Source organism: Micromonospora sp. LOL_025 (genome assembly GCF_048060285.1).
Taxonomy (GTDB): Bacteria; Actinomycetota; Actinomycetes; order Mycobacteriales; family Micromonosporaceae; genus Micromonospora.
This window is the reverse complement of record NZ_JBHMIR010000006.1, coordinates 210,972-224,772: the sequence shown is the minus strand read 5'-3', so window position 1 is coordinate 224,772 and position 13,801 is coordinate 210,972. Positions and strand designations below refer to the sequence as shown.

General features: G+C 69.4%; 13 protein-coding genes. 8 read left to right on the top strand and 5 right to left on the bottom strand.

What is annotated here, in order from left to right:
- Positions 1–53 precede the first annotated feature (53 nt).
- The 4 genes from ACFHW0_RS11270 to ACFHW0_RS11255 form a co-directional block, all read right to left on the bottom strand.
- Positions 54–1,016 (bottom strand): PrgI family protein, encoded by a 963-nt coding sequence (locus tag ACFHW0_RS11270; protein ID WP_416607212.1) that lies wholly within the window; start codon positions 1,014–1,016, stop codon positions 54–56.
- Positions 1,013–1,924 (bottom strand): conjugal transfer protein TrbL family protein, encoded by a 912-nt coding sequence (locus ACFHW0_RS11265; RefSeq protein WP_416607211.1) that lies wholly within the window; start codon positions 1,922–1,924, stop codon positions 1,013–1,015. The genes ACFHW0_RS11270 and ACFHW0_RS11265 overlap by 4 nt, the downstream gene beginning before the upstream one ends.
- 2 nt (positions 1,925–1,926) lie before the next feature.
- Positions 1,927–2,277, bottom strand: coding sequence for a pilin (locus ACFHW0_RS11260; protein WP_416607310.1), 351 nt, complete (start codon positions 2,275–2,277; stop codon positions 1,927–1,929).
- 1,184 nt (positions 2,278–3,461) lie between these two features.
- A complete protein-coding gene (locus tag ACFHW0_RS11255) occupies positions 3,462–3,650 on the bottom strand; it encodes a hypothetical protein (protein ID WP_416607210.1) in 189 nt (62 codons plus the stop codon).
- Between the two features lie 234 nt (positions 3,651–3,884).
- On the opposite strand from ACFHW0_RS11255, the gene ACFHW0_RS11250 reads away from it, so the two are divergent.
- From ACFHW0_RS11250 to ACFHW0_RS11235, 4 genes are all read left to right on the top strand, one after another.
- On the top strand, positions 3,885–4,898 hold the full coding sequence (locus ACFHW0_RS11250; protein ID WP_416607209.1) for a hypothetical protein: 1,014 nt from the start codon (positions 3,885–3,887) through the stop codon (positions 4,896–4,898).
- Between the two features lie 268 nt (positions 4,899–5,166).
- On the top strand, positions 5,167–5,619 hold the full coding sequence (locus tag ACFHW0_RS11245) for an SMI1/KNR4 family protein (RefSeq protein ID WP_416607208.1): 453 nt from the start codon (positions 5,167–5,169) through the stop codon (positions 5,617–5,619).
- 443 nt (positions 5,620–6,062) lie between these two features.
- Positions 6,063–6,404, top strand: a complete 342-nt coding sequence (locus tag ACFHW0_RS11240; RefSeq protein WP_416607207.1) for a hypothetical protein — start codon at positions 6,063–6,065, stop codon at positions 6,402–6,404.
- A 234-nt stretch (positions 6,405–6,638) separates the two neighbouring features.
- Positions 6,639–7,817 carry an IS110 family transposase gene (locus ACFHW0_RS11235; RefSeq protein WP_416607185.1) on the top strand — a complete coding sequence of 393 codons (1,179 nt, stop codon included), beginning with the start codon at positions 6,639–6,641 and terminating at the stop codon, positions 7,815–7,817.
- Positions 7,818–8,031: 214 nt separating this feature from the next.
- Here ACFHW0_RS11235 and ACFHW0_RS11230 read toward each other — a convergent pair whose 3' ends face one another.
- Positions 8,032–8,916 (bottom strand): hypothetical protein, encoded by an 885-nt coding sequence (locus tag ACFHW0_RS11230; RefSeq protein ID WP_416607206.1) that lies wholly within the window; start codon positions 8,914–8,916, stop codon positions 8,032–8,034.
- Between the two features lie 828 nt (positions 8,917–9,744).
- Between ACFHW0_RS11230 and ACFHW0_RS11225 the strand changes: the two genes are divergently transcribed.
- From ACFHW0_RS11225 to ACFHW0_RS11210, 4 genes are all read left to right on the top strand, one after another.
- The gene (locus ACFHW0_RS11225; protein WP_416607205.1) at positions 9,745–10,677 is read left to right on the top strand and encodes a hypothetical protein; all 933 of its coding nucleotides are present in this window, start codon (positions 9,745–9,747) and stop codon (positions 10,675–10,677) included.
- Positions 10,670–11,629, top strand: a complete 960-nt coding sequence (locus ACFHW0_RS11220; protein WP_416607204.1) for a TRM11 family SAM-dependent methyltransferase — start codon at positions 10,670–10,672, stop codon at positions 11,627–11,629. The genes ACFHW0_RS11225 and ACFHW0_RS11220 overlap by 8 nt, the downstream gene beginning before the upstream one ends.
- 227 nt (positions 11,630–11,856) lie before the next feature.
- A complete protein-coding gene (locus ACFHW0_RS11215; protein WP_416607203.1) occupies positions 11,857–12,153 on the top strand; it encodes a DNA-binding protein in 297 nt (98 codons plus the stop codon).
- A 146-nt stretch (positions 12,154–12,299) separates the two neighbouring features.
- Positions 12,300–13,760 (top strand): tyrosine-type recombinase/integrase, encoded by a 1,461-nt coding sequence (locus ACFHW0_RS11210; RefSeq protein ID WP_416607202.1) that lies wholly within the window; start codon positions 12,300–12,302, stop codon positions 13,758–13,760.
- Positions 13,761–13,801: the final 41 nt, after the last annotated feature.

Genomic DNA, 13,801 nt, shown 5'->3' with positions numbered 1-13,801 from the left:
CGGGCTGGGACCGGGGTGGTTGTCGTTGTGGGCGCGTCGGCGCCTGGCGGAGATCACGATGTCCTCCTGGTGCGCGGCCCCCTGGCGGGAGTCGCGGTGATGATGGTGTGGGAGGCGGCCAGTCCGCCGGGGCGGGGCGGCCGGTAGGGATCGGCGGCGGCGGCCAGGGCGGCGGTTGTGGCGTGGCCGTCCAGGGCACGGGTGGTCACGCCCAGCCCGGACAGGGCCCGGACTGTCTGGTCGGCGCGGCGTCGGGCGGCGTGCTCGCTGCGTTCGCCCGAGTTCGCGTGGGTGACGATGAGGACCTGCCGGCGCAGCGGATCCCGCCGTTCGGCGAGGTCGTCGAGGAACCGGGCGTGGTCGGCTGCCGCGTCCGCGAGAGCGGGGTGCGGCATCTCTTCCGCCGCCTGGGCGAGGGTGCGGGCGGCGGAGTGCAGGTCGACCGGCTGCGCCGACACGACGATCTGCGTCGGCGTGGAGAGGCTGTTGAGCCAGCGGCCGAAGGTGTCGACGAGGGCGGCCTGCTCGTCGGCGGTGCGGAGCGCCAGGTTGACGCTGGTCGCCGCGACCATCGCCGCCTTCATCGCCCCGAGGTTGATCTCGCCGTGTTCGTCGATGGCGTCGGCGGGCAGTTTCAGCGGCGCCGGCAGCATCACCTTCGATGCCGGGGCCTGCACCCAGTCAGGTGTCTTCGCGGTGGTGTCGGTGGTGGACAACGCGCGTGGCGCCCGGACGTGGCGCACCGCGGCGGCCAGCCACACATCCATGGGCAGTCCGTCGCGGCGGCCGACAGCGAGGCCGAACACCAGGCCGCCGAGGACGACGGCTGCGCCGAGCAGCACCGGCGCGGGCACGACGGTGTGCAGGGCACTCCAGCCGCCGTATAAGACGACGGCGGCCACGGCCAGGATCGCGAGTTGCCGGAACGTCAGCCCGTAGAGCACCTTGTCCGGCGCGTCCACGTCGGCGGGCATCCGGGCGGTGGCGGCCTGTTCGTCGCGGCGGTCGAGGTTCATCGTCGCACCGACCGAAGGGCGGGGATGCGCAGCCCGCGGGTGAGCTGCTGCACGACGACGACCCGCACGACCGCGCCGATCGGGTTGCCGCCACGCGCGCCCCCGCTGGTGGCGAAGCGCTGCATCAGCCCCGGTACCTTGACCGTGGTCCACAGCAGGACCATCACGACGAAGAGGTTGAGCACGCCGCCCGGCTCGACCGGTAGGCCGAGGGCGGGCAGCATGGCGCCGGTGTCCAGCAGCATCCACTGACCGGCGAAGAGCACGAACGCCTGCACCACCGGGACCGCCAGCATGGCGACGTACGACCGCCACCACATGCGGGCGACCGGTTCGGTCTGCGGCAGGGCGTGGCACGCCAGCGCGATCGGCGCGACCGCGGTGAGCACCAGCGCGACCGCGAACCGGACGATCACACTGCAGGCAGTGGTGGCGAGCAGGAACACGATGATCGCCAGGCAGACGATGAACAACAGGCCGGCGGTCTGGTCACGCGATGCCGTCAGGTGGGTCTCGATGGCATCGAGGGCCCTGTCTCCGTTGAAATCCTGTGCGGTCAATGCGGTGGTGAGCGCGTTGGCGACCTCGATGAGCCTGCCGGCGATCAGCTGGGAGAAGTGGGCGGTGACGAATCCGACGACGCACCGTGGCAGAAGATCCTTGGCGGTGAATCGGGCGCGTTCGTCGCCGCCGGCGACCATGGTGAGGACGCCGACAGCGACGAACGCCAGGACGAAGACGGTGTCGACAACCCATACCGACCGTCCGGTGAGTGCCTGCACCTGCGGCAGGCTGGTGACGTCCGGGGTGATCAGCAGCGCGTGGGTGATCGCGGTGACGAGCCCGTTCAGGCAGTCCACCAGCAGGCTGGCGAACCAGTCGAGAATCTGGTTGAGCGTCCAGGTCATCGTCAGCCTCCGACGATTCCCCGGACCACCTGCAGCAGGACCGGAGCGAGCACGGCGAGGCCGTAGCCGACCAGGGCGTTTTTCAGCGCGCCCTTGGCCTTGTCGACCTGGGCCGGGTCGCCGCCGGCGGTGGCCCAGTACACCCCGGCCAGGACCAGGAACAGGGTGGCGACGGCGGCGAGAATGCCCATCACCCAGGTCTGCAGGTTGAAGATGACGGTCGGTAGGTCGTTGGGGACCGGTTTCACCGGCTTGTCGGGGGCGGCGTAGCCGGCGGTCGGCGCGGCCAGCACCATCGCGGCAGCCCCGACGGGCACGGCGAACCGGACGACGCGGTGAAACGTGCGGGACATGTAGAGGGCGGTGGTCAGGGCACGGAGACGTGCCCCCATCGTGGGGAACATCGGTGGCTGCACCTCCCGCCCCGGCAGTAGCCGGGGCGATACTCGAAGCGGGTCATGAAGTCGCCGCCGGGCTGGGAGTCACGTGTCGGACGGGGACCGCGGCGAACCTCGGGAGGAGCTCGTCCTCCCATTCGGGTTGGCGGTGATCGATGAGGTGTCAGCGCATCAACGTGGCGCGGCACCCGAGGGGCCCGATCCCGTGTCGGACAGGTGTCCCGGCCCGACGGCGGCGGGACCAGCCCTCCATGGCACCGGTGGCGCCGGAGGAGTCCCACACCCTCAAAACGGCCGTTGTGAGCTGTGGCGAACATCTGCCGGTCCGACAGCGGTCCGACACGATCTCGCGGAGGCCTGACAGCCCTGCTGGGAGGGGATCCGCTGTGGGAACGGCGCGAGAGTCTCACAGCAGACGGACGTCGCCCCATGGACGGCCGTCGTCAGGGCAGGGCGGGATCCGACGCCTGACAGGATCCGGGGAGGTTTCCGCACCGTCGGGCAGCCGGCCACAGCGGTGGAGTCGGCGGCTCCGTCACACGCAATCGCGGGTGTCGGCGTACGGGTTCCAGGTGCGCCAATTATGCAGAGGCACGGGGGAGTGGCGCTGGGGGACCCTGCGGCGCCGGTCGCCCCGGCGACGCACGTCCGTTGCTCACGATGAGTAACCGGTGGACGTGAGCGTCGCCCGAATCGCGGCATGAGCGGATGTCGCTGGTCGATGCCAACCCAGCCGGTGGACGAGCCAGAGGTGACCGAACCTGTGTTGCTGTTGCCCGAGGTCGTCGATGCACCCCGATGGTGTTTAGGTATTCGTGCCCGTTTCTCAGGTCGTTTTCCGGGCTGTATCTCGCTGCGTACTTGTTCGAGTGCGGCGATGTCGGAGGCGAGGTCGGGGTGCTGGACTTGGCGGTTGAGTTCGACGACGACTTCGAGTTCACTGGTCTCCTGGTCGAGGTCGCCCTGCCCCGGTGAATCATCGCGATGTTGAAGCGGGGGACCGCTTCGCCGGCCCGGTCGCCGACCTCCCGCCGCAGGGGCAGGGCCTGCTGCCGATCCCGAGCTTGTTGTACACGAGGCCGATGTTGTTGAGGGTGCCGCCTGCGCGCCGCCGCGGCGAGTCGGTCGCCGGTTCTGTCTCACACCAGCAGGGCTGCGATCGCGACCGCGAGCGCGAGCGCCCCGCCGGATGCTGAACCGCCGATCAGCAGTGCCCGCGGCACGCGATGGTCATCGAGCCAGGACAGCCATCCTGCGGTCGCGCCGACAGCTGCCGAGAACAACATCGCGACCGCTACGCACAGCCCCACCAGAACGCCAGTGTTCACTCAGTCTCCCTCCGTCGAGCCCGCCCGGCCGGCGTTCTGCCGGGCCTGATCAGTGCGGGCCGTGGGGAAACAGTCGCACCTGAATCAGGGCAGGAAAAACCGCCCTCTGACCGATCAGCCGCACAGACTAACCTCGATATCTGCAGGTGAGGGCCTGGATCGGTTTCTTCTTCTCTGTGGCTCTCGGCGAAGGAACTTCTTGGTACGGCTGATCGGTCACATATTCTTCGCGGCGTGAACGCTCGCGATGCTCAGCGCCACCGCGCCCGAGTCGCCTCCCTGCGCGCGCACGAGCAGGCGTATGTGATGGCACGACGCGAACTGCGGCGTATTCATGAGGGCGGCGGGCAGAACCCGGCGCTCTATCTGGTTCGCCGGACCTTCATCGTGGCCAGGACTCCCGGGCCGAGTTCCCCGGTGGTGGCGTCGCCTGCTGCGGCGCTTGCCCCAATGAAAGGGTGGGCGCTGCATCTGTATCTGATCGCGCTCTTCGAGGCGCAGGCGCAGCACCGCGCCGGCTTCGCGGTCGACAACACGCGGCCGCTGCTGGACGGGAGCAAGCTGCAGGCCGCCTGGGTCGATCTGCTGCCCGCGGTCACCAGCACAACGCCCCGCTCGGCCGGGATGCGGCGACAACTCGTGCGCGCCCTCGCTCTGCTGGAGCAGCAGAACCTGATGGGCTTGCGGGGTCGCGCAGGGTTCCGGGGTAGATACGACTACTTCCGCCTCCGCCTGGAGAACGGCGTACGCATTCAGGGCCGGGAGTCCGCCTATACCGTCCCGCTGCCCGGCGACGCCGGCATGGTCGACCCGGCATGGATTCGGCCGCCGGGACCGGCCGGAGGGCGCAGCGCGGTGATCTCGTTGCCGGCGTCGTTCTTTCTCAACGGATGGGTGCACGTGCTGTCCGCCGCAGAGATCACCACATACCTCATGCTGCGCGACCTCGAAGCCCGCTATCCCGTAGCCGGTCAGGCAGGCGTCTACGCCAACAATCCCCAACGCGAGACCTGGTACGGGATTCACCGCGACATATACGCCACCCACCGGCAGTTGACCGCGTACGGGCTCGTCGATCGCCTCGATGCTCCCGCCCGGAACCCGGACGGAACAATCGCCCCCGGTGGCGGCAAGCAAATGCTGCAGCCCTACTGGTTCCGCACGACACCGGAGGGTTTCGACCAGGCCGCGCTGCCTACCGTCGTTGACCGTCTTGACCTCCGGGTGTCCGAGCTCAAACGAAGTTGATCCGTATGAAGCGCGTTGACCTGCGGCGGATCAGTTTGACTGAGACGACTGCGAGTCGGCCGCTCACTGAACCTGATCTTCTTGCGCGTTATCCTGCTTCACTTTGAAGTCACCAGCTTCGCTTGTCCGGCGCCCTCTCATCGACCTCAGCCGCACGGGCCGCAGCCAACCAAAGGTCACGCAGGGTAACGACCCTGCGGCCGTCGCGCCTGGTCCGCGGCAGTTGAGTGAGCCGGCGGTTCGTAAGGCCGATGCGTAGTATCCGCGCATGGAGCTTGCGGAGTTCGAGGCGCTGGCGGAACCACTTCGTCGAAAGTCGGCTGCGGAACAAGCCGAGTATGGGTGGGCACTTATCGAAGGCCATACCGCCACCCCGGAGGAAATTATGAGCGTCGAGCGGGAGATGGCGGTAGCTCTGCCGGACAAGTACAAGGCGTTCATGATGCGCTACGGCGGGGGCGCGTTCGGCTTCGTCGAGTTATTCCCGATTGTGCCGGTGCCCTCGTCGTGGGACGACCTCCATACCCTCAACGACCGGGAGTTTCCCGACCGCAGCTTCGTCGCGGTCGCCCCGGTCGGCACCGGCGACCACTGGGGCTTCCCGGTAAGCGACGGCCACTGCCACGAGCAGGTCTGGTTCCGCTTTCACGACGCCGGCGATGACGAGCTCGTCGCCCAGGACTTCCTTGAGTTCATTGCAAGCTACGGGCTCAAGGCCTGACGAGCCGGTGTGCGGCGATTGTCTCCGTACACCGTCGTCGGGTGGCGCGCGACCTGCGGTAGATCAAGCGCGTCTCTCGTCTCCTATGCTGGCGCTCGGCGTCGGCCGGGTGTCGTCATCTCAAATCGCGGCGGCCCAGACGAAGGCGAGAGACTGGGACGAGGACGTTGACCAGCTTGGCAAGGGCGAGTCAGGACGCATGCGCTGCGGCGCTTCACCGCTACGGATTCGCCGCCAAGCGCAGAGGTCTTCTGCTTCAGACGAGTGGTTCCAGAGCAGCGTCGGGATGGCTGGGACTCAATCTCGCCACGTGGTCGCTACCTCAGGTCCTGCATATCAACCCCGTAGTCGGCGTCAGGCACGACTCCCTAGAAGCCATCCTGGTTCCCACTGCCGGTTGGCCGGCACCCGTAGCGTCGGTCAGCAGGCCCCTGGGCTACCTGATGCCGCAGAACACCTTCGTCCAGTGGGACTTCTCCGCGACTGGCGATCTGGCGGCGGTAGCGGAGGACCTTGCTGATGCAGTCGCCACCTACGGCCAGCCCTTCATCGACCACTGGTCGGACTGGAACACGTTCTCCCGTGAGATCGCCAGCTCTGATCTCCTCCTTGACAACGTCCGCTTCGTCATGTTGCCGGCCGTAACCGCAGTCAACGGCAACTACGAGCTTGCGGACCGGCTGATCCGACAGGAACTCGAACGCACGGCAGGCGAGCAGGACGCCTACTCGAATGGGTATCGCGACTTCGCCGAGAAGTTCCGCAGGGCTGTTTTGACGCACTGATCTCGGCTACTTGTTTCATTGACCTGCGACCGTGGCCCGGCCAGGCTTCGGTCGAGGCGCCCGGGCTGTCGCTCTCATTTCGGCTGCCCACGCTGGTCGTGTGGCTCTCATTTGGCCTGCGCGGCCCGGGCGTCGCCCCAGGGCAGGGAGAGGCTCAAGAGGGGTTTGTTCAGCTCGAAGTAGCGTTGCCCTCCCGGCTCGACAACCCAGGTGAATCGAGCGACGGAGGACGCGTTGACTGTCACAGCAGACCGTGTGGTCATCGGGATGGACCCGCACAAACGCTCCGCCACGATCGAGATCATGGCCGGCGACGAGACCGTGATCGGCGGCGGCCGGTTCGACACCGACCGCGACGGCTACACGGCGATGAGGAAGTACGCCGGCCAATGGCCGCGCCGGGTCTGGGCGATCGAGGGCTGCCAGGGCATCGGCCGGCACATCGCCAACCGGCTACTCGCCGACGGCGAGCAGGTCGTCGACGTCCCGCCGAAGCTGTCCGCCAGGGCACGGGTGTTCGCCACCGGCCAGGGCCGCAAGACCGACGCCACCGACGCCCACTCCATCGCGCTGGTCGGCACCCGCATGGCCGGGCTGCGGCCAGTGGTCAACGATGAGCAGCTCGCCTTGCTGCGGATCCTGGTCGACCGGCGCCGCTCCCTCGGCGAGGACCACACCCGGATGGTGTCCCAGCTGCACCAACTACTCCTCGAACTCATCCCGGGTGGCGCGAAGAAGAGTCTGTCCGCCGCCCAGGCCAAGGCACTACTGGCCACGGTCCGGCCCCGTGACACGGTCGGCAAGACCCGGCGCCGGGTTGCCGCGGAACTGATCGGTGACCTCGAACGCGTATACCGACGGTCCAAGGAAGCCGACAAGGAACTGAAAGAGCTCGTGGCTTCCACCGGAACCACGCTGATGGACCTGCACGGCATCGGACCCTCCGGCGCCGCCCGGCTGCTGGTCGAGGTCAGCGACATCACCCGGTTCCCGAACCGGGCCCACTTTGCCTCCTGGAACGGCACCGCCCCCATCGACGCGTCCTCCGGCGAGCAGGTACGACACCGGCTCTCCCGAGCCGGAAACCGGCAGATCAACCGGGTGCTGCACATCATGGCCACCGTCCAGCTACGCAACCCCACCGAAGGCCGCACCTACTTCGACCGGAAGAAAGCCGCCGGCAAGACATCGATGGAAGCGATGCGCGCGCTGAAACGACGCCTGTCCGACATCGTCTACCGACAGATGACCGACGACGCCACGATGGCCACGGCGACGGGCCCGGGAGGACAACGGGAGACGACTACTGACTCCAGCGTGACCAGCTCACATCCCCATGCCGGCTCTTCAGAGAAGTCACTTCCCGGACCCGCCACACCCCAGCCTAGAACAACCCTCGCCGCGACCTCTTGACACAGAGGGGAGCCAGATCCGGACGCCGCCAGGCGACCAGAATGACTGGCTGTAGTTGATCGTTGCAGAGCAAGCTCGGCCGCGAGCCGCAGCCGCGCTCGCAGATGTCGATAGCTGCCGTGTGCTCGGTGGCGTACCCGGCTCTGCACTCGAAGCCGTACGCCGACAGCGGGTCCGACCAGATGGTCGGACCCGCGTCGGGATCGGTCAGCGATTAGGCTGCCGCCAGCCTCGCCTGCGCGGCAGCCGTTCGTGCGCCGCCACCACGGGCGGCCCGGATGCGCTGGCGTCGCTCGGCGGCTGCGGCGAGGTCTTCCCGTACCCGGGGCGAGGTCACCTCGGTGAGAACTCCGGCGGCAAGCGCCTCGGCGATGCGGTTGTCGATGCGCTCGACGCGACGGCGCAGGGTGTCGACCTCCAAGCCGACATGGGCGGCGATGGGTTCGATGGCCCGGCGGCCCAGCCGCAGGTCGATGTAGGGCTGCTCGTCACATCCGTCGACGATGCCCAGCTCGACCGCGCGTCGCACCAGCAGGTCTGGATGCCCGTAGGGCCGCTTCGGCGTGCGGGGGCCGGTGACGTGTTCGAGGTTGTCCACCGGCGTCGCCTCGGCGCCGTCACGCTGACGCAATTCGTGCCCGGCCCGCCACGCCGCCATGCACAACGCCGCGTACGGTGCTGGCTTCGCCAGGTCGACCCGGTCACGCAGGGCGGACAGGAAGCCGGTAAGGATCTCGGCGTCCAGGTCGTGGGCGTCGCCGGCCCAGCCGGTGCGCAGCCGTCCGGCGTAGCGGCGCAGCGCGGGCATCGCGAGGGCGACGGCAGCGATGACCCAGGCGGGCCCTTCGACGCGGGCGCGGCGGATCAGTTCCCGCCACACCACGTCGCGAGCCGTGTAGGCGTCCGGGTGTTCCAGCAGCCACTGCCGCAACGCCGGCAGGGCGATGACACCGCCGGGAAGGCCGGCGGTGTCATCGAGTTGGTCGGCCAGCGTGTCGAGATCCAGTGACAACGGGGCAGGGTCACAGGTCAGTTGGGCGAATGCGGTGTCCACGGCGTCCAGGGGTGAGTCGGGCCAGTCCTTGCCGGATGCGGTCATGTCATGAACTCCTCGTCCGGGATCTCGCGGCCGGCGTCTGTGGCCGGCGGGCCTGACCGCAATTGCGACACCCCGCTCTCACGGGCCTCTGACAGCGCAGGCCGGCGGGCACGTGCGGCGGTTCGACAGCGCCGTCCGTCCCGGCTCGCCGGCCGCTGGCCACCGGGCGCCGCCGAGCGCCATGGCCACGTCGAAATGGCGTCGACCTGCGCTTTGACACGGACACGTGGCAGCGGACACGGTGCCGGCGGCGACGAGGCGATGAAGAGAGGACCGCGGAGTGACAACGCCCCTCCGCCGGTCTGACAGCACCTGACAACGCCGACGGCATACCGGTACCCGACCGTGGTCGGCGGGACGCCGACGTCGAGGGCGTCGTCATCTCACGCTGTCATTGAGGGCCGGCGGCCGGCTGACAGTGCCCATCCGGCGGGCTGGGACGGTCTGACGAGACCGCCGTCCGGGTGGCAATGCTGCGGCGCGCGGCTCGGTGACGCCGCTGACGTCCGGACTCCGGCAGCAGCCTGACAGGACCGGTCACCTCCGTGTCATCGACATGGATCGATGACATGGGGTGCGTTGTCACGGCCCTGGGATCTGACAGCACGCGGCGATGTTGGTCCTGGCGAACCTCGCGGCGGCGACCCCCGGGCACGGCGGAGCGAGCGCCCGGAAAGCAGTCCCGGCGGCAGGGCGGGACGAGTGGGCAGGGCGTCCGCTGCCAGAAATGTGAGAGATCGCTGTAAGAGCGGCAGGTGTTCGCCACCGCTCACAAACACCGGTTTGAGGGTGTCAGCGCATCACGGCGCGGCGCGGAGCCGACACCACATGAGCGAGCACACGCCGCAGCACCACGAACCCCATCTCGGCCCCACCGTCGACACCGGCCCGTACGCCGAGGTCGACCCGACACCGACTGACCTGGTCGCCGGTGACCCGCCGGTACCACTCACCGTCTGGCGCACCGCCCGTACCCCGGAGGACGCCGGCCACAGCATCGGAGCCCGGCTGGCCGCCCGGCTCATCAGCGCCTACAGCCGCACCGGTGAGGCGGTCGTCGATATCACCACCGACCACGCTCTCACCCGGTCCTGCGCGGCGGGGGAACGTCGTCACCATCCGGCCTGGTTCACCGGGGCGTCCAGCCTGATCATCGGCCCGGCTACCCCGATCCCGCCGGCCGCTGGTACCACCACAGAGGCGGACCTGGACGAGGAGGACGACCTGCCGGAGATGGGCGCCTGGTTCGGTGACGACCTGACTGACCCCGATCTGCACCCGCCGGCCGAACCGGTGGCCGACCTGCCGTCTGGCGGCTCCCTGCAGGCAGCAACGAGTCTCGTGGTCACCTGCTGGCCGCTCGACGCCAACGCTGCCGCACACCAGGCCCGGCTTTCGCGGCTGCTGACGGCCTGCGCCGCGCTGCTGCAACCGGGCGGCTGCCTGATCCTCGTCGGCACCGTCCCGGCCGGCATCACCGCCACCCCGGAGGACTACTCCGGTGTGGTCCGGGCCGCCGCCAGCGTCGGACTGGGCTACCTGCAGCACCTCGTGGCGGTCACCGCCGAGACCGACGGGGACGCGTTCGTCTACCACGTCACCGACGAGGAACTGCTCACCCTAGCCAGCACCGCCAGCCAGCGGTGGCAGGTGGCGCACCTGCGAGCCCACGCGGACCTGATGGTGTTCAGCCAGGTTCAGGGCCAGCGCCAGCCCTCGCACCGGCGGGGTGGGCGTGACGGCGGTGGTCGCCGTGGGTGAGCAACGCAGAGACCCCGTAGCGGCCCGGCCCGAGGGGCGGGCCACCGCCAGCGGTGCCGCGGACAGTACCGGCGGAGAACGGCACCCCGCTGCGGCGGAGCGGCTGTCGGTCTGGGCCACCGCGCAGGCCACCGGGCCCGTCCAGCGCCGCGGCCGGTACGTCCGCGAGTCGGTGCAACACCCGGCACGGATGCTTCCGGCGATCGCCGCGCACGCCGTGGCCGCCTACACCGCGCCCGGGGACCTGGTGCTCGACCCGATGTGCGGGATCGGCACGACCCTGGTCGAGGCGATCCACGCCGGCCGCGACGCGATCGGGGTCGAGTACGAGTCCCGCTGGTCCGACGTCGCCGACGCCAACATCAAGCACGCCCACACCCATGGCGCCACCGGCCGCGCCGGTGTCATCCGTGGCGACTCCACCAGCATCCTGTCGCTGGTGCCGGCGGCCCTGACCGGCCAGGTAGCTCTCGTGGTGACCTCGCCGCCGTACGGGCCGACCGTGCACGGCCTGGTCCGGCCCGGCGCCGACGGCGTGGCGAAGTTCGACAACACCTACAACGACGGTACGGATCGGGGGAACCTCGCCTACCGCGACCTCACCGGGCTCGCCGACGGATTCGCCCAGATCCTCGCTGGCTGCCACACCCTGCTCAAGCCCGGCGGAGTCGTCGTCGTGACCGCCCGACCGTGGCGCAAGCACGGCGAACTGGTGGATCTTCCGTCAGCCGTCATCGGCGCTGGCACACGGGCTGGCCTCACTCCCGTCGACCGGTGCGTGGCGCTACTCGCCGCCGTCCGCGACGGCGGGCTCGTGGCCCGACCGTCGTTCTTCCAACTACAGGCCGTACGCAAGGCGCGGGCGGCCGGCACCCCCATGCACCTGATCGCGCACGAGGACGTCCTCGTGTTCATCAAGAGTCCGGCGACGGAAGCCGGAACGGTGGCCTGACCGCACGACTCACCGCGACCTGTCCCTGGGCGCCAGTGTGCAGAGTGCCACGCTCCCGCTGCTGGTCGCCCAGGGCAGGCGGCCTCTTCTATTCGCATCAGCAGTGAACGCAGCTGATTCCTCGCCGTCGTCGCGCTGCGCGACGACGGCCCCCGTAAGGAGCGACTCCTGTGCCTTCACGACGAACCCGCAAACCCACGTCGACCTCAGCGGCCGGCAGCACGCCCATGACCTGGACCGTGGAACGCATCATGGCGCTGGGCACGACCACGGACCTCGCGACCGCCGCGGCCATTCTCGGCATATCCCGCTCGGCGGCCTACAAGCTCGCAGCACGCGGCGCCTTCCCGACGCCACTGTTCCGCGCCGGTGCCCACTATCGCGTACCAACCGCCCCGATCCTTCGGGCTCTGCACCTTGGGCCACCAGCGCCGTTGGTCGACGGGGCCGACGAGGCTACGGGGCATGACACCGGCGGGCACGTAACCCGCGGTACGGACGCCACCGGCCGGGAACCGCGCTGAGCCCGCCCACGACCCACCTTCCCGACCAGGCGCGAGCCAGCCGGCCGGGCCGGGCGTCACGACTTGATTCTGCCCGCCCGTCACGCGTGGATGTCGATCGACGAAACCGATGCCCGGCCCCTTCACGAACGGGAGCACCACCTGCCATGCCAGACGGAAGCATCTTCAAACGCTGCGGATGCCGCCAGCCCGACACCGGCAAGCCCTTCGGCAACGCCTGCCCGAAGCTGCGCCGACCGAACCGCGCCTGGAGTTCCGAGCACGGCCACTGGGCCTACCAACTCGAACTCCCCGCCACCGGCGACGGTCGCCGCCGGCAACTGCGCCGCGCCGGGCTGGACAGCCGACGCGATGCCGCCGCCGAACTCGACCACGCCCGCGCGCTTCTCGCGCTGGCCGGACACGACCGCCGCCGCCGTACCGAGATCGCCGACCTGCTCCAAGCCACGGTCCGTGCCGGCGGCGTCCTCCCCGACATCGACGGCGTACGTCAGCGGCTGCGCGGCGACGGCCCGCTCGGACAGATGCCGACTGTGGCCGAGTACCTCATCCAATGGGTCAGCGAGCTCACCATCGACGCCAACACCATCCGTGGCTACGAGTCGATCGTGCGGGTACACCTCGTCCCGCATCTCGGCCAGATCCCCCTGGACAAGCTGCGCACCGGCCACGTCCGTGCCATGTTCACCGCCATCGAGAACCGCAACGAGGAGATCCGGGCCGCGAAGGCCAGCACCGATCCCGTCGTCCGCGTCACGGTTACCGGTGTCCGCCCGACCGGGCCCTCGACGCGTCAACGCATCCGCGCCTGCCTCCGCAAGGCGATCAACGACGCCCTCGCCGACGAACTCATCGTCGGCTCCAACCCCGCGGCGCTGGTCAAGACTCCCGCCAACCGGCCGCTGCCCATCGTGTGGGAGGACGAACGGGTGCAGAGGTGGAAGGCCACCGGGGAGGTGCCCGGCCCCGTGATGGTGTGGACAGACACGCAGATCGTGCGGTTCCTCGACTACGCAGCCGCTCACGCCCTCGACCTGTACCCGATGTGGCACTACATGGCCTACCGCGGGCCCCGCCGGGGTGAGGCGTGCGGGCTACTCGACAGCGAGGTTCGCCTGCACCGCAGCGAGACGACGATCAACAACCAGATCGCCACCCACGGCTACACCGCGGTGCAGAAGCCCCCCAAGAGCAGGGCCGGCACCCGCGACCTGATGCTCGACGCCGAGACCGTCAAGGTCCTCACCGCCTACAAGGCCCGCCGCGCCGCCTGGCAGCTTGCCGCCGGCAGCAGCTGGCCCGACACCGGCCTGTTCTTCGTCCGGCCCGACGGACAGCCCTGGCACCCCAACGCCGTCACCCAACGCTTCCGCAGGCTCGTCCGAAAAGCCGGGCTGCCTCCGATCCGGCTGCACGACCTCCGCCATGGCGCCGCCACCGTGGCCCTCGATGCCGGTGTCGACATCAAGGTCCTCGCCGAACAACTCGGCCATTCCACCACGACCCTCACCCGGGACACCTACCAGAGTGTCACCAAGGACCTGCACCGCAGCGCCGCCGAAGCGGTGGCCAGGACGATCGACCGGCGCCGCCCGAGAACCGCGTGAGGGGTACCGGTCGGAACCGGTGGCGGCCGTCGGATCGCAGC